Genomic DNA, 15,653 nt, shown 5'->3' with positions numbered 1-15,653 from the left:
GTCAGGCGTGACCGTGCGTTCCCGTCGGACGCAGGGACGGCGCACCATCGGCGGCCACGCTGTCGAGCGTTGCGACCGGCAGCGCCTCGTCAGGCACGACCAGACTCAGATTCCGGCGACGCAGCGAACGCCAGTCGACCTTGGAGAAAATGTCCTCGCTCAGTGCACTCGTACTCGAGAGGTTCTCGACACGCACGCCACGTGCGCGCAAGACGTTAGCGGCCAGACGGAACGACGGCTCGATCAACGTCGAGAACTCGGCGTCCAGGCGCGTCGGCGCACGGGTTTGCATCGTCTCGTAAAAGCGCGGAGTCGCTGAGGCGTCGCGCAGATCCAGCCCGTGCATGTACATCTCGTTGAAACCCAGCCACGTCGCGACTTGCAGTGCAAAGTACGCGACCGTGCCGCCGTGGAAAAAGCCGTTGTCGATATCGAAGCTGAAACCCAGTCGGCTCTCGTCCCCGAAGAACGCCGCACTGGCCGAGACCTGTGCGTCTGCACGCAGCGTCTGCGTCGTGCGGGCCGCTTCAAACCCGCGCTTGAAAATGTCATCGACGAGGTAGAAGCGGCAGCCGAAGGCGGACATCGGGAACATGTCCAGCAAGCGGGCCAGCACGACCGGCGTGACGAACAGCACCAGATCACGCGCCACGATACGGCGCGCCAGATCGGGACGCTGGCGCACGAAGCCAGCGTCGAGAATGCAGTAGTAGTTGAATTTGACGGGCGCGCGCTCGGTCAGCGCGATGGCCCCGTTCACACCCATCACGTGATGCATCGGCAGCGCGTCGTAGTCGATGTCCGCGATGGAAGGACCGCTGGCGATGATGTGGCAAGGCAGTCGGCGCAGGCGTTGCAACTCGGCGCGACGCGCGAGCGGCACGTTGCGTCCGCGCCAGGTGAATCGTTCGATCGCCCCCATCGCATCTCGCGCAATCTGCGCGTGCGGCCACAGGCGTTCGTTATGCCGCCACTTCGCCGAATGACTATGGCGGTAGACGAGTTTGAGGAATGTCGAGAGCATTGTCGTTTTTTTGGTTAGGTGTTCTGGTTGCGCCACACTCACCTCGCAGTGGTGCGGTCCTAACCCCGTTCATATCGCGTGTCGGTCGATTGCCGAGCACCTGTGAGCCGACTGCAACCCCGCGACTCCCCCTGTCTCGCGGTATAGCTCACGATGGCATGGAGACCTGGCTCCATCACGTCGATGCACAAATTCTGCCATTCCAGCTTAATGCCGGACAAGATTTATTCCAGTTGGAATTCTTACGTCGAGTTACCTTTCTGCGTAGTTTTTAAATCACATGCTTGACAGCGAAATCCCCTGTTCATGCGGGTTTTCGTCGGATTGCATGTAACAAAACAGAGAAGGAAAGGAAATTTGCAGAGAAATAGAGCATTGCGAAAAATGCAGACAATGCTCAATGCCATTCGACGATTAATGCGTCGTCCGTAAGCGTCTTTGCGGGGAATGTGCGGGACGTCGGCGGGCCAATCACGCACTCGCGAATAGCCCGGACTTCAGCGAAACGATCAGTGCAGCGCCGAGCGGTTACCCGGGGAGCGATAGAAAGACTGCTCCAATTCACCGAGTAAAGTCGCCAGTTGCGGATCGCGAATGAAGCTTGCGGCGGAGTCGGCGGCGAGGATCGCTTCAGGCGTTTGCGGCCGGGCGATGAGAAAGCCCTGCACGTAGTCGACGCCTAGCTCGGAAAGCGCTTCCAGCGTTGCAGCGTCTTCGACCCACTCCGCCACGCTGCGGATGCCGAGGTTCTTGGCCAGCGCCACGATGGCCTCGACGATGGCCAGATTGGCCGGGTGCGCCGCCATGCTCTTGACGAACGCGCCGTCGATCTTGATCGCGTCGACCGCGAGGTCCTTAAGATAGGAAAACGAACTGAAGCCCGCGCCGAAGTCGTCGAGTGCGATGCGCCCGCCCAACTGGTGAATGCGGTCGACGAAGCGTCGTGTGTTGTCGAGGTCGTGCAACGCGACCGTCTCGGTGATTTCGATGCACAGCAGCCCCACCGACCGCTCATGCGCGGCCAGCGTCGCAAAGATATCCCGCACGAAATGCTCGTCGTTGAGCGATGCCCCAGAGAGATTGACGCAAACGAAACGCGTCTTGGACAACTGATCCCGATGCGTATCGATCCACGCCAACGTATTCGTGAGCACCCATTTGTCGATCATGCCGATGGTGCCGTTCTCTTCGGCCGCGCTGATAATGCGCGATGCAGGGACGATATTGCCGTCCGAATCGCGCATGCGCAGCAGCACCTCGAAGTTCAGCGAGTCACCCGGCGACGCCATCTCCATGATCGGCTGCATTTCCAGGAACAACGTGTTGGGCGTGAGACCAGCGTCGAGCGCGTCGATCAAACGCAACTCAGCCAGACGCTCCCGGAACGCCGCCGCCCCGCGTTCGTAGACAACCAGTTCGCGACGGCTCTTCTTCGCCTCGCGGCAGGCCCGGTCGGCGGACGAAATCGCGTCGGGCACCCGCATATCGGTCGTCAGCTCGATGACACCGGCCGACGCGCGTACCTGAAACGCCCGCTCGCCGATCTGATAAGGCTCCCCGGCGATGGCGTCCACCAGACGTCGTGCCACCGCCGCCGCCTCCTTGATAGTGGCATCGCGGAAGACCACGATGAACTCGTCTCCGCCGGTGCGTCCCACGCTCTGTTCCGTAGACAGCCGCGCACGCATCCGGTCGCAGGCCTGACGCAGCACCTCGTCGCCCGCCGCATGCCCGAACAGATCGTTGACGAGCTTGAAGCGGTCCAGATCGAGATACGCCAGCGCCGCCGGACGCGCGTCCGAGAGCGTGCGGATAGCTTCGCCCAGCGATTTTTCGATGCCACGCCGGTTCGAGACGCCCGTGAGCGGGTCGTTCTCCGCCAGATACCGCAGTTGCTCCATCGTGCGAGCGCGTTCCGTAATGTCCTGTAAGGACCCTTCGATTCGCCCGTCGGAGAAAATCGCCTTGACGAGGTAACGGCTGATACGCCCGTCGTCGCGAGGCAGCGAAAGGATTTCAAGTTCGGACTCATCGCTGTGCTGAGCGACGTCGAGCAGCATGCGCCATGTGCTCTGACCGAAATACTGATCCCAGCGGAAGATGCGTCCCTCGGTGTTGGGAATGCCGAGCATGGTGTGCAGCGCCGCGTTACCCCGGACGAACACCCCCTGATCGTTCAGCGTGAAGAGGCCGACCGGCGTCACGTCGTAGGCGTTGCGCAATTCGGTCTGGGCTTCGAGCTTGCCCTTGTGCTCCATACGCATCTGCTCGGCAATCGCCAGCGCGGCCATCAGGCTGGAGAACAGCGCCGCCGTCACGCTGTTAAGCGCCGACGACAACGCCCGCGCATTGAAGGCGGCGGCGATGACCTCGGAGAACGTCGCGAACAGAACGATGGCCAGTGACGCGCTGTACCAGACCGCCACGCGCGAGCGCGTGAGCACCAGAATTCGCACGAGCAGCACCAGCACAATCACGATGCCCAACGCCGCCACGGCCCACAGCACCGGAATGAAGTGCGCATACGGCAATGCAATTGCCGCGCAGCAAAGCACCACACCCGCCCATTGCAGCACCATCACCATCCAGCGCAGGCCGATCAGACGCAGTTCCTTCTTGAAGAGCTGCGTGAATAGCGAATAGGTCAGCACGTAATAGATGGCGAACGTCGCCTTGCGGACCAGTGCGTCCCACTCCATCGGAATGGCGCGCTCTAGTCACTGCGTGTCGGCGCCGAGCGAATTGGCGGCGAGTCGCAGATTGCCGATCAGCCAGGCGGCGAAGAGCACATACAACCATTCCTTGTTGATGATGGCGGTGACGAGCACGAACGCCGAGAGCGTCAGCAAACCGCCTTCGAGCAAACCGTTGCTGCGATGAAATTCCTTCTCGGAGATGCGCAACTCGGGCCCGGGCCATGCGACGAGCGACAGATGCGCCGGGCCTGAGAACGTGCCCTGACACAACAGCGTGACCGGCTCGACCAGATGACCGAGGTCGATGGCGAAGCCTGCCTTCGACACGCGAATCCCGCCACTGACATCGCCCCGGTCGGCGCGGCCGATGGCTGGGGTGTCGGGGCTTCGCCAGCAGGCAAGCGTCTGTGCATGCCGCGAGGGAAACTCGATGACGGTTCGCTCCTGCCCGCCCACCGGCGGCACCGAGAAGCGGAACCACACCGGCGCTTCGGACAGATGCGTGCTGAATTGCTGGACCAGCGGTGCACGCTCCAGCGCCCCCTGTGCCATCGGCGGATTGAACGTCGCAGGAAGATCGCCCTGCGCCTGAAAGCTCACCGGGGTGGCACCGCGCACGGCGTACTGACTTTCCTGGAACATGAGCACGATGCCAGAGAGCAGCATGATGGCTGCGGGCACCGCGTAAAGGGAAATGCTGCGAAAGAGTTCGTCGAGCCGGGCCGTGATGCGCCAACGGCGCCGCGTGCCGGTGAGTTCGCTCAACTCATCGGAGAAATCGTTCGTATTACGGCCGTCGTCGCGCTCGTTGCCGAGTTCCCCCGCCATATGACTTTTGTGCCCTTATCTCGTTGGTCGCCCCCGTGTTGGCCCCGGACAAGGCGAGCATCGAAGCTCGCCTCCCCGGCCGGGCCGGCCCTGTCCCGTGCGACCGTCTTCCGGCCGACACGGGCAGGTGTCTCTCGCCCGTCCTACGCGTTACCGCCGTCGTGCAAAACACTGCCTGTTGCAAACGACGGGATAACGTTATTTCGAATAACGGCATTACACCGCCAGGCTGTAGCCTGCTGCTACGCATCGTACCTCGTCGGCACCAAAAGATAAATCCCGCAAATGCGCGCCAACACTGGCTTCAACCGGCACTGGCCCGTCGTCATGCTGTACCTGCCCAAGCGTCCCTTCGCCCGGCATGCCGAGACGCAAGTCGGGGTGATGGGTGAGGCACATATAAGCGAACAACGGGTGACCTGCCGACTGCCAGCGCGTGCGTGCCTGCGCCACATCCAGCGCCAGCACCCGATGCCCGATTCCGCCGACATGCGCCATCGGGATCAGACCCTGCGACGGGAAGACGTCCGTAAACATCAGCGCTTCGTACTGCCGATGCAGCGGCGGGCGAGCCGTAATCACCATCCAGTCGATGCCCGAGACCAGACAGTACTGATAGAACGCCTTGAAAAGCGCCGTCTTGACGACGCGTCCCACCGGTCCCGCCACCACGCCAAGACGTATGGCTTCCGCAAGTGCCGCGCTGTCGAGCCATTCGGGCAACGGTGCGGAATCCTCGAGATGCAAGGCCTGATAGCGATTGGTCTGGATCCGCATCGTGCCGAGCACGGCGCTATCGAGCCGGGCGCGCGCCACCAGCACGACGGAGCCCGCTTCCCGGTCGCTGATCTCCGGCTCGCTCAGCGTTGCAGCAAGTTCAGGCAGATGACGGCCGTAGGCTGCCTGGCGCATCGCAACGGCGTCGCGCAACGACGACTCGTCGCTCGCGATGGTGATGACAAACGGCAGACGTTCTTCGCGCAGGGCGCCATTGCCGGACGTGGCTGATGCCGGGGCCCGGGCAGCTGCGGGTGACGATGCAGCACGAAGGTTTCCGGTCGGCCGGTCTGCATGGGTAATAGAGAGGACATCCGAAGCTTGTGCAAGGTCAAACATGATTGACACTCCTTAAGGTCAATGAAAGGGCTGGTGCCGTGCACGGGCATTGACGCCGGTGCATCGCACAATTCCTTTCTTGACCCGCCGAGGCGAAGTGTCAAGTGCTTATTTTCGTTAGGTTTTTCACAGTTTGACGGCACGGCTTCGCCCGCCCGTCGGTTCGTCGTGCCAACCGCCCGGGAACCCCCGTCGCACCGTATGAAACGCCCCACAACCCGGCGCCCCACCCTTTCCTTCCCATCCCCTTGTCACCTATTTGCGACAGTTGCCGTCCGAAGAAAGACTCTGGCAAAATGCTAAACCTGTTTACTAATTTACCGAGCCGACGCGACGTGCAGCTGTTCCGTTCGACGTCGGTCCGGTGATCGACCACGACATTCCAAGACATGCCGAAAATCGACTGGTCTTCCCGGTTTGGCACGCTGGTGCACGACACGGCACGGGTCTACTCGCGCCTGTTCGACCGGCGCGCCCGGGGTAATTTCGATCTGACACGCGCCCAATGCCGCGTGCTGGTGATGTTGCACCGCTATGGCGTGCAAACGCAGGCCGAACTCGCCGAGCGCATGGAACTCACGCCGATGGCGCTCGTGCGCCTCCTGGACCGCCTACGGGAAAAGGGGCTGGTGCGCCGCGAGCGAGATCCCAAGGACAAACGCGCCCATCTGCTTTATCTGACGGACGCCTCCGAAGCCAAGATCGACACCATCGTCGCCTTCGCCAACGTTGCAGAACGCGAAGCGCTGGCCGATCTCACGCCAGCGGAGCGCGCCGAACTGTCCCGACTGCTCGGCAAAGTGCTGGCCAATCTGACACGCGCCGAGGCGGAATGCCCGGCACCGGTGCGTCGACGTGAGGAGGCGGATCAGGAGTAAACGTCGGAGAACACGGCAGCAGGAGGAGACGAGCGCCATTTCGCGCTTAGCGACACATAACAACGTCGGGCACGACCAGAACGACGATCTACCAGAGGAATTACCGTGGCATCCCCCAAAATTGCTGACGATCCGGGCAAACATCGCGCCCTCGTCAGCGCGTCCGTCATGCTGGCAACGATCTTGCAGACGCTCGACAGCACTATCGCCAACGTTGCGCTGCCCCACATGCAAGGCAGTCTGGCGGCATCGCAGGACTCGATCACCTGGGTTCTGACGTCCTACATCGTGGCCGCCGCCATCGCCACGCCGCTCACCGGCACGCTGTGCGCGCGCTTTGGACGCCGACGCGTCTTCCTGTGGTCCGTCGCAGGCTTCACCATCGCCTCCGCGCTGTGCGGCATGGCCCACTCGCTCACGGAGATTGTCGCGGCGCGTCTGTTCCAGGGAATCTGCGGCGCAGCGCTGGTGCCGCTCTCGCAGGCGACCATGCTCGACATCAACCCGCTGAGCAAGCACGGCTCGGCAATGGCCGTTTTCGGGATGGGGGTGATGGTGGGACCGATTCTCGGGCCATCGCTCGGCGGCTGGCTCACTGACAGCTACAACTGGCGCTGGGTGTTCTACATCAACCTGCCCATTGGGCTGATCGCCTTCCTCGGGATTGCCGCCTATCTGAAGGAGCCGCCGGAACAGAAAGCGGGCAAGTTCGATGCGCTGGGCTTCGTCACGCTGGGTCTTGCCATCGGTCTGCTGCAACTCTTACTTGACCGGGGCGAACAGCAGGACTGGCTGAATTCGACGGAAATCTGGCTGGAAATGCTAGGCGCAATCATTTGCTTCGCGTACTTCATCGTCCACACATGGACGGCGGGCGAACACTCGTTCTTCAACCGCGCTTTGCTGCGCGACCGGAATTTCAACACGGGCGTCGTCTACATCTTCGTGGTCGGCATCATTCTCTATGCCACACGGGCGCTGCTCCCGCCGATGCTGCAAAGCCTGTTCGGCTACCCCGCAATCCTGACCGGGCTCGTCACGGCCCCTTCCGGCGCGGGCACGATGGCCGCCATGCTGATCGTCGGGCGACTGGTCGGCAAAGTCGACGTTCGCTATCTGCTTGGTTTCGGCTTCGCGCTGACTGCCTATTCGCTCCACATGATGGCCGGTTACTCGCTGACGCTGAGCCCGTCGGACATCGTCTGGCCGGGCGTGATTCAGGGCTTTGGACTGGGTTTCGTGTTCGTGCCGCTGACCACCGTCACGTTCGCCACGCTGCCCGGCCAGTTCCGCGCGGACGGTGCCGCGATCTACAGTCTGTCGCGCAACATCGGCAGCAGTATCGGCATCTCGGTCGTGCAGACACTCCTCACGCAGAACACGCAGGTCAACCACGCGGTACTTTCCGAGCGCATCACGCCGTTCACACAAGGCGTCGAGACTTACGTTCAGACGTACGGGGCGGCCGCGATGGCTGCGCTCAACGCGGAGGTGACGCGCCAGGCGGCGATGATCGCTTATCTCGACGACTTCCGTCTCATGCTGTTCCTGACGATTGTCGTCATGCCGCTATTGCTGTTCATCCGCATGAAGAAAAAGGCCCCCGGCGAAACCGAAGAGATGGTTCACGTCGCTGCCGACTAAAGCAATATTGGCAATACCGAAGCGCGCGAGTCATTAATAAATATCTTATAAATTCGACGCGCGCTTCTTTACGGATTTACGTGGCTTTCTAGGCTTTGGCTCAATGCTAATACGTGAATCTCCGGCAAGTACCAAATTCGTTACGCGCTCGACAACCGCTTCGAATTCAATTTTCGATTGCGGGATATAAAGCCATTTCCCCAGAACCGGATGCGGGCGTAACCCCGGCATCTCATCAATGAGCGACGCATGGTGTTCATGCGACGTGCACACCAGCAGGCCATCCCACGGCGGATCCCGATCGATCACCGCAACGCATTGGCGGCCATTCAGATACGCCGCCTCCGCCCCGAACATCCGCTTGTGCATGAAGGTATCGTCACGCTCGAACGCGTCGAAAATCCAGAGAAGCGAATTACGAATAGAGGATGGCATACGCTGTTCGCCTTAATAATCTTTAGAAGATCTAGATAACGGTAACAATTTCTTACAACTCACCGAAATACAACGGCGACATTTGTAATTATCGAGTTGAACATCTAATTTGAACTCACTCGAATTGCGCACGATGAATTAAAAACTCGCCACCCTCAGGAGTGCGATATGACAATCTCGCCACGTGCAGTTGAGTTCGTCCGGCGTTCGCCGTGTCAGTCGCCGCCTCTGCCACTCAAACCCCTGATTATCGCCCTGACGCTATGCATCACCGCTCAGGCACGCGCCGCATGCGATAACGTCGCACCCGCCAGTGGCACAACCGTGACCTGCACGGGCACCGACGGCGTGGTTGCTGCGCAAGCGGGCAGCACAGGCGTCAGCGTGAACGTACAGCAAGGGGCGACCATCAGTTCGGTCCGTACCACCGCCGACGTCGCCACCATCACCGTCGATTCATCGAGCACGATCACGAACTCGGGCACCGTCAGTATGACGGGGAGCAATTCGCCGCAGGCCGGACGCGGTGCCGCCATGCTCGGCGCACACGACAACAACACACTGATCAACACATCGACCGGCGTCATTTCGACATCGGGGTATGAGAACGACGGCATGGCCGTCAACGGCAACCACGGCTCGCTGACCAACAACGGGACAATCACAGTCAACGGCCCGATCGCCTTCGGCATGACCGCGGCCTGGGGGCAATCGTCCGGCCTCGGCCTGAATAGCACCTTCGTCAACACCGGCACGATCACCGCCAATGGCGGCGGCAGCCGTGCGATCAGCGTCGTGGGCGGACAAAGCACCGTGACGAACAGCGGTACGCTCATCACCACCGGCGGCACGGCATCGAACCGGTCATTCACCGTCTTCATGCAGGGCAACAACAATAACCTCACGAACAGCGGCTACATCGAAGCGCGTGGCGTCAACAGCGACGCCGTCGTATCGAACACCGCATCGGGCTTCACCTCGTCCATCGTGAACCAGTCGGGCGGTCAGATTATCAGTCGCCAGGGCTATGGCGTTCGCACGGTCAACGGCACGATCTCGATCACTAACGCCGGTTTGATCGAGAGCGATGTCGGCACCGCCATCGCTATGAACGCAGCGGCGAAATCCAATACCCTCACGCTGCAAACCGGTTCGCAAATTATCGGCACGGCGGATGGCGGCAACAGTGCGGTCAGCCGCGTCAACTTGCAGGGCACGGGCACGGCGAGCAACGCATTCGTGAACTTCGGCACGCTCAACATGCAAGGCGATAGCTGGACGTGGACCGGCAGCGGCAACTTCACGACCGCGCAGTTTCAAAGCGGCGTGTTCAATCTGAACAGCACGCTGGGCGGCGCGACGTCACAAGTCGCCGCCGGTGCCACACTCGCAGGCACCGGCACGCTCACGGGCAACCTGACCAACGCCGGGACCCTACACCCGGGCGACGGCAGCGGCAACGGCACACTGACCGTGACCGGCAACTACACCGGCAGCGGCGGCAAGCTCGCCATCGATACGGCGCTGGGCGACGACTCGTCCAAAGTCGCCCCGCTGACGGTCAGCGGCGGCACCATCGGCGGTAGCACGACGATTGCCGTCAACAATATGGGCGGCACCGGCGGACTCACGACCGGCAACGGCATTCCGATGGTCAACGCCGTGGGCGGCGCGACGTCGAGCGCGAGCGCGTTCGCCCTCGGCGGCACGGTCAGCCAGGGGGCATATACCTACTACCTGTATCGCGGGGGTACGACCCCCGGCTCGGAGAACAGCTGGTTCCTGCGCTCGACAGTGCCGGTGGCGACCGCCGTGACCTACGTCGACCCGGTGACCGGCCAGACAGTCACCACCGTGCTTTCACCTGTTGGCGCAGCGGGCAGCCCACCGACGGCCGCTGTAGGTTCGACGCCTATGCCCATCTATCGTGTGGAAGTCCCCGTCTATTCGGCGATGCCGGAAATCGCACGCGTCGCTGGCTTCGCGCAGATGGGCACGTTTCACGAACGACAGGGGCAACAGGGTTTGCTGACGGAGAACGGTGTGCTACCGGCTGGCTGGGCACGCGTCTGGGGGCAAACCGAACAGTTCCGCGCCAAGGGCGACGTGTCGCCGCAGTTCGACGGCAACATCGGCGGCGTGCAGGTCGGTCACGATCTCTTTTCGCGCAGCGCGGACAGCGGGCATCACGACCACATCGGCGTCATTGCGGGATGGACGCGTGCCTACGGCGACACGCAGGGCACTGCACTGGGATCGATGGACACGCACACCGGATCGCTGGGACTGGACATGTACAGCGCGGGTCTGTACTGGACCCATGTGATGCCCAACCTCGCCTACGTCGACGCGGTCGTCCTCGGCTCAGCGCTTCAATATGAATCGAAGCCCGTCAGCGGCATGAACACGAGCACGCATGGCAAGGCGGTGGCCGCGTCGCTCGAATCTGGCTGGCCGATTCGTCTGACGCCCGGCCTCATGCTGGAACCGCAGGCGCAGATCGTCTATCAGCATCAGTCGCTCAACGATCTGACGGATGCCGTCTCATCGGTGTCGTTCGCCAACACCAATAGCTGGCTTGCGCGCATCGGCGCACGTCTGGAGGGCAATTACGACGGCGCACGCGGATTGCTGCGACCTTACCTGCTGTTCAACCTGTTGCATACGTTCGGCAACGACGGCCGCGCCATCTTCGGCGGCACCACACCGATCGTCAGCAGCGCGAACACCACGGCGGCACAGTTCGGCATCGGCGTCGCCGGACGCTTCAACAAACACGCGAGCGTGTACGCCACGCTCGCCTACCTCACGCAAATCGACGATACCCGCCAGCAGAGCGTGTCGGCAACACTGGGATTGCGCTGGAGCTGGTAATCCCTTCGGAGGGGTGGATTGCCCCGCCCCTCCCTCTTCTGCGCTACCCCTGGGCCACGATGTCCTCCAGCTTCCAGCTTCGGTCGAACCACGCCTGAAGCGGTCCATAGAGCCGGAAGATCGTGAACCATGCCTTGCCGGGGATCGTCTGCATCCAGTTCTTCTCCTTGCCAGGCGGCGGTGTCGGTCCGAAGTAGACATCGACGGATCCGTCGGCATTTCTCAGCAGATCCTTCTCACTCGACAAACTCGGGAATGACTGGTCCGTTTGCAGCATCGAACGCGTTTGCGTGTCGTACACAACCACCGACCAGAAATCTTTGACGGGCACGTTCGGCGGCACGTGCAACACGTAATGCTTGCTGCCGTCGAACGCCTGCCCGTTGCGATCGGTATTGGTCGCCGCGTACTGCGAACCGATGCCTGGCATCGCAACGGCCATCGCCGGGGTATCGATGGTCGCGGCGTAGAAAAACATCGTACGGGCGTCAAAGTTCCGTGCCCCGTCGTTCAGCCACTGATAGCTGCCACCGATAAACGGTGTCGTCCACCGTCGGTCAGGATAGATGTATGCCGCCGGATTGCGATTCGCGAAGTCGATGGAGCGCGCCGTCGCGTTACCGACGGCCACCGCATCCGTCAGAATCTGCGTCATGCGAGCGTCGGGGGCAAAAGGTTTTCCCTTCTCCATGCCGATGGCGGCAAACAATCCCGTCATATCCGGCCCGTAGGCCCCGGCAGGCTCCTCTTGCACGATCTGATTGATCTCATGGTAGAACTCGATATTGTTCGCGTGCACCGTGTTCATGACACGGCCAGACAGGTCGATAAACTGTGTCGGCTGCGGATGGCTCGCCTGAGACAGCGGATAGACGCGCAGTCCGGCCTTGATGCTCGCCGTGGCAGGCTTCGGATCGCCGTGCTGCATGAACCCGCGGCCGAACAACAGATTGCCGTACGTCGGCGATTTCACGATGAAATAACCGCTCGCGGGCAGATCACCGGTGTACCCGGGCGGCACGAACAGATACTTGCCCCCTTTGCCCTTGTCCGGCCCGGCATTCCCCATGTCGGTCACATAGCGGAACCAGAAGTCGTCGACGACACCGAGAATGTTCGGCGGCGTCTCCACGACGACGGGACCTTGATTCAGATCCATCCAGTTGAAGAAATAGACGCTTTCCGTATTGGCCGTGAGGAACAGCGACTTCGAATCCATCAACGACTCGAAGATGCCGACCGTACTGCCTGTCGCGCCGGCGTCGCGCAGGCCCGCGCGAATCCCCGCCATCGACGCACCGGGCACGCCGTTGAGGAAGACTTCCACGCCGCGCAGGAAATCGAGATTGTCGTAGACGCGCGTAGCGGTCTGCGGTGTCGGTACGCCATCGAAATAGGTCAACGTGCCGATACGGGTGTCGACGGACGACGCTGTCGTGATCTTCGGCGGAATCGGCGTCGTCATCCGGTAGGAAGCATTGGGAGGCGTTCCTGCGCAAGCGCCGAGCGTCAGCGCGGCGAGCGCTGCGAAAATGCGAAGCGGAAATCTGTGGGTCGTCATGGTAGCTCCGTGCGGGAAGATCGGGACGGCAGCGGGAGCCAGCGCTCCCGCTCGATTCAACGTTCAGTGCAGTGTCATCGTCGTTCACTGACGAACGATGTCCCCCGGCTTCCATGACTTGTCGAACGCTGCCGCTTCCGGCCCGTAAATCCGGAAGTAGGCGAACCAGCCCCGGCCCGGCACCGTCTTGATCCAGTGCGACGCGTCGCCCTTCGGCGGTTTGGGGCCGAAGCTCAGCACTACCGGTTTCGTCGTATCGATATCCTTCAGCTCGAACAGTGAGCGCAACGCCGCCTTGTCCTGATCGGTCTGCACTTGTGAGCGCGTCTGCGCGTCATACAGCGTGACCGACCAGAAGAGCTTGCCCGGCACCGGCTGCGGCACCGTCAGCGTGTATTGCTTACCGCCGTCGAGATAAACGCCCTGACTGTCACGGGCGCTCAACCAATAGAGCGATCCTGCACCGGCGTCGCGACGGAACATCGCAGGCGATGTCACGATCGCCTGAGCGAACCAGCGGTCGCGAGCGTCAAGATCGATACCCGCAGGTGTTTCGAACTGTGCCGTGCCCGGCACCAGCCCAACCCACTCCCAATGGCGATCCTGCCAGTTCTTGATCTCAGGTCGCTGGCTGTCGAATGCCGAGACCAGCATCTGATCGCGTCCAAGCCGTGCTGCGCGGGTGAGAATGTCTTTCGTTGCTGCATTCGGCGCGAAGGGCTTCCCCTTCTGTATGCCCAACTCCTGCAACAGACCGTACATCGGCAAGAACTTTGGCTGGATGGGCTCTTCCTGAATGATCTTGTCGAGCTTCTCCCAGAACTGGATGTTGTCTTCCCACTTCAGGGAGGAGCTATCGAGCGCAAGCTTCGTCGTGTCGACCGCCTGCAATGCGGATCCGGTCATCCCCTGCGGCGTCCAACGCTGCACTTTGACACCGTCGAACGCTGCCATTGCCTTCGCCAGATTGCCGTCCAGCGGCAAAGAACGCAGCGCCAGAAGGTTTTTGAGCGATGGCGACTGCGCCACGTAGTAGCCCTCCGACTTGTCCGGCACCTTATCTTGATACCCCGGCGGCAGAATCAGATGTTTGCCGCCCTTGCCTGCGTCCGGCCCCGGCAATCCCATGTCCGTGACCCAGCCTTGATTGTGATCGTTGACAAGACCGATGAACGGTCCCGGCGGTATTTCGATGAGCACAGGCCCCTCCGAGAGATCGATGACCCCGGAACCGTAGGGTGTGTCGGAGTTAAGCGTGAACCCAATTTGTCTGGGCCCCGCCGCCGCAAGGCCCCATTGTTTTCCGTCCTCGATGCCAACCGATCGGTTGCCGTTAAAAATGCCTTCTATCGACACCGTCGGATACCAGAACCGGTAGGCCACGATGGCGCGCTGCAACACCTCGTCGGCACGGACATGCTGCGACGCAGCCTGTGTCGGATAGCCCTGCTTGAACGGGTACGGATTGGCATCGGCCGCATGCAACGGCGCGGCCGCGCCAAGCATTCCGATGGTCGCGAGCGCATAGACACAACGGTTCATTCGACTCATTGCAGATCCTCCGGCTTTTATCGGAACGTCAATTCAGAATAATATTTAAAGTAATTTAAATTACACTTTAAAATCTATTGCCCGCAACAATATTCTGACAACGCAAAATAAAAGTCAAACACCGCATTTGATAATTTTAATTATTACGCAACCATAAAATTTAAATAAGCATCGCAATTAATTATCAAAAAATCTAAAATTCGACTCCATCTGCATAGACAAAATCAGTCATTCACCGAATGGGGACCACGATGAAGCCAAGCCGTCGCTGCCTTGTTGCGGGAGGGTTGATGGTCGGCATGGCCGCTGCGCAAGCCCAGACCTCCGCAGAGGATGCCAACAAGAGCAATAACCCGCTGAATCTGGCGGCGTCGTTCAACGTGCAGAACTACTACACGCCGTCCCTCTTCGGGACCAACACGCATACGAACGACTTCCTTTTGCGTCCGACGGTGCCGCTTGGCCCGAATGGCATCGTGCCGGTGCCACAAATTCTGCGCGGCACGATTCCGATCAGTACCCGCCCCGATCCCAATGGGGGCTACAAGACCGGGCTCGGCGACATCAACCTGTTCGATATCTTCTTGTTGAACCCGGGAAGCGATGTGCAATTCGGCGTGGGTCCGCTGGTCACGATACCGACGGCGACGGACAAGTCTTTGGGGACGGGGAAGTGGCAGGCGGGTCTGGCCGCCGTGGGGATACATGCGAGCAAGGCGGGGTTGCTGGGTGCATTGGTGCAGTGGCAACACTCGTTCGCCGGTCAGGGCGACCGGCCGACGGTACAAACGCTCACCGGTCAGCCGTTCCTCATCTTTAACCTGCCCGAAGGCTGGTATCTGCGCTCGACCGGTATCTGGACATTCGATTTACAGCACGGGAGTTATTACATTCCCGTCGGTCTGGGCGCAGGCAAGGCATGGAAGATGGGGACGACTATCGTCAATGCCTTCATTGAACCGCAGTATTCCGTCGCGCATTCGGGCAACGTCCCCAAATGGCAGATCTTCGCAGGCGTGAACTTTACGTTCGGGCACTGAGCTAAG

Annotated in this window: 11 protein-coding genes; 4 read left to right on the top strand and 7 right to left on the bottom strand. The window is 61.1% G+C overall.

Annotation, left to right across the window (positions count from 1 at the left end; all coding sequences use genetic code 11):
• Window position 1: 1 nt before the first annotated feature.
• The 4 genes from ACIQWO_RS04230 to ACIQWO_RS04215 all read right to left on the bottom strand — a co-directional run bounded on the left by ACIQWO_RS04230 (window position 2) and on the right by ACIQWO_RS04215 (window position 5,664).
• Window positions 2-1,024 carry a hypothetical protein gene (locus ACIQWO_RS04230; RefSeq protein WP_402819572.1) on the bottom strand — a complete coding sequence of 341 codons (1,023 nt, stop codon included), beginning with the start codon at window positions 1,022-1,024 and terminating at the stop codon, window positions 2-4.
• Between the two features lie 509 nt (window positions 1,025-1,533).
• Window positions 1,534-3,723, bottom strand: a complete 2,190-nt coding sequence (locus ACIQWO_RS04225) for a putative bifunctional diguanylate cyclase/phosphodiesterase (protein WP_402819569.1) — start codon at window positions 3,721-3,723, stop codon at window positions 1,534-1,536.
• An 18-nt stretch (window positions 3,724-3,741) separates the two neighbouring features.
• Window positions 3,742-4,548, bottom strand: a complete 807-nt coding sequence (locus ACIQWO_RS04220) for a hypothetical protein (protein ID WP_402819566.1) — start codon at window positions 4,546-4,548, stop codon at window positions 3,742-3,744.
• Window positions 4,549-4,764: 216 nt separating this feature from the next.
• Window positions 4,765-5,664, bottom strand: a complete 900-nt coding sequence (locus ACIQWO_RS04215; RefSeq protein WP_402819563.1) for a hypothetical protein — start codon at window positions 5,662-5,664, stop codon at window positions 4,765-4,767.
• Between the two features lie 389 nt (window positions 5,665-6,053).
• On the opposite strand from ACIQWO_RS04215, the gene ACIQWO_RS04210 reads away from it, so the two are divergent.
• Both ACIQWO_RS04210 and ACIQWO_RS04205 read left to right on the top strand, forming a co-directional pair.
• Entirely contained in the window at window positions 6,054-6,542 is a 489-nt protein-coding gene (locus tag ACIQWO_RS04210; protein WP_402819560.1) for a MarR family winged helix-turn-helix transcriptional regulator, read from the top strand.
• Between the two features lie 168 nt (window positions 6,543-6,710).
• Window positions 6,711-8,186 (top strand): DHA2 family efflux MFS transporter permease subunit, encoded by a 1,476-nt coding sequence (locus ACIQWO_RS04205; protein ID WP_402821809.1) that lies wholly within the window; start codon window positions 6,711-6,713, stop codon window positions 8,184-8,186.
• Window positions 8,187-8,231: 45 nt separating this feature from the next.
• Here the strand turns inward: ACIQWO_RS04205 and ACIQWO_RS04200 are convergent, their stop codons facing one another.
• Window positions 8,232-8,621 carry a hypothetical protein gene (locus ACIQWO_RS04200; protein WP_402819557.1) on the bottom strand — a complete coding sequence of 130 codons (390 nt, stop codon included), beginning with the start codon at window positions 8,619-8,621 and terminating at the stop codon, window positions 8,232-8,234.
• A gap of 168 nt (window positions 8,622-8,789) precedes the next feature.
• Here ACIQWO_RS04200 and ACIQWO_RS04195 point away from each other — a divergent pair, with 168 nt between their 5' ends.
• Window positions 8,790-11,495 (top strand): autotransporter outer membrane beta-barrel domain-containing protein, encoded by a 2,706-nt coding sequence (locus ACIQWO_RS04195; RefSeq protein ID WP_402819554.1) that lies wholly within the window; start codon window positions 8,790-8,792, stop codon window positions 11,493-11,495.
• A 43-nt stretch (window positions 11,496-11,538) separates the two neighbouring features.
• Here ACIQWO_RS04195 and ACIQWO_RS04190 read toward each other — a convergent pair whose 3' ends face one another.
• Both ACIQWO_RS04190 and ACIQWO_RS04185 read right to left on the bottom strand, forming a co-directional pair.
• The gene (locus tag ACIQWO_RS04190; RefSeq protein ID WP_402819551.1) at window positions 11,539-13,056 is read right to left on the bottom strand and encodes a DUF1254 domain-containing protein; all 1,518 of its coding nucleotides are present in this window, start codon (window positions 13,054-13,056) and stop codon (window positions 11,539-11,541) included.
• Between the two features lie 84 nt (window positions 13,057-13,140).
• Window positions 13,141-14,607: a DUF1254 domain-containing protein gene (locus ACIQWO_RS04185; RefSeq protein ID WP_402819548.1), complete on the bottom strand. Its 1,467-nt coding sequence runs from the start codon at window positions 14,605-14,607 to the stop codon at window positions 13,141-13,143.
• 251 nt (window positions 14,608-14,858) lie between these two features.
• Here ACIQWO_RS04185 and ACIQWO_RS04180 point away from each other — a divergent pair, with 251 nt between their 5' ends.
• Complete coding sequence (locus tag ACIQWO_RS04180; protein WP_402819545.1) at window positions 14,859-15,647, top strand: hypothetical protein; 789 nt, start codon at window positions 14,859-14,861, stop codon at window positions 15,645-15,647.
• Window positions 15,648-15,653 lie beyond the last annotated feature (6 nt).

The sequence above is a fragment of the Pandoraea sp. NPDC090278 genome (assembly GCF_044772185.1).
Classification (GTDB): domain Bacteria; phylum Pseudomonadota; class Gammaproteobacteria; order Burkholderiales; family Burkholderiaceae; genus Pandoraea.
This window is presented reverse-complemented; position numbering and strand designations above follow the sequence as displayed.

Coding starts and splice junctions, on each gene's coding strand:
- ACIQWO_RS04230 (WP_402819572.1), bottom strand. CDS start 1,024: ATGCTCTCGACATTCCTCAAACTCGTCTACCGCCATAGTCATTCGGCG.
- ACIQWO_RS04225 (WP_402819569.1), bottom strand. CDS start 3,723: ATGGAGTGGGACGCACTGGTCCGCAAGGCGACGTTCGCCATCTATTAC.
- ACIQWO_RS04220 (WP_402819566.1), bottom strand. CDS start 4,548: ATGGCGGGGGAACTCGGCAACGAGCGCGACGACGGCCGTAATACGAAC.
- ACIQWO_RS04215 (WP_402819563.1), bottom strand. CDS start 5,664: ATGTTTGACCTTGCACAAGCTTCGGATGTCCTCTCTATTACCCATGCA.
- ACIQWO_RS04210 (WP_402819560.1), top strand. CDS start 6,054: ATGCCGAAAATCGACTGGTCTTCCCGGTTTGGCACGCTGGTGCACGAC.
- ACIQWO_RS04205 (WP_402821809.1), top strand. CDS start 6,711: ATGCTGGCAACGATCTTGCAGACGCTCGACAGCACTATCGCCAACGTT.
- ACIQWO_RS04200 (WP_402819557.1), bottom strand. CDS start 8,621: ATGCCATCCTCTATTCGTAATTCGCTTCTCTGGATTTTCGACGCGTTC.
- ACIQWO_RS04195 (WP_402819554.1), top strand. CDS start 8,790: ATGACAATCTCGCCACGTGCAGTTGAGTTCGTCCGGCGTTCGCCGTGT.
- ACIQWO_RS04190 (WP_402819551.1), bottom strand. CDS start 13,056: ATGACGACCCACAGATTTCCGCTTCGCATTTTCGCAGCGCTCGCCGCG.
- ACIQWO_RS04185 (WP_402819548.1), bottom strand. CDS start 14,607: ATGAGTCGAATGAACCGTTGTGTCTATGCGCTCGCGACCATCGGAATG.
- ACIQWO_RS04180 (WP_402819545.1), top strand. CDS start 14,859: ATGAAGCCAAGCCGTCGCTGCCTTGTTGCGGGAGGGTTGATGGTCGGC.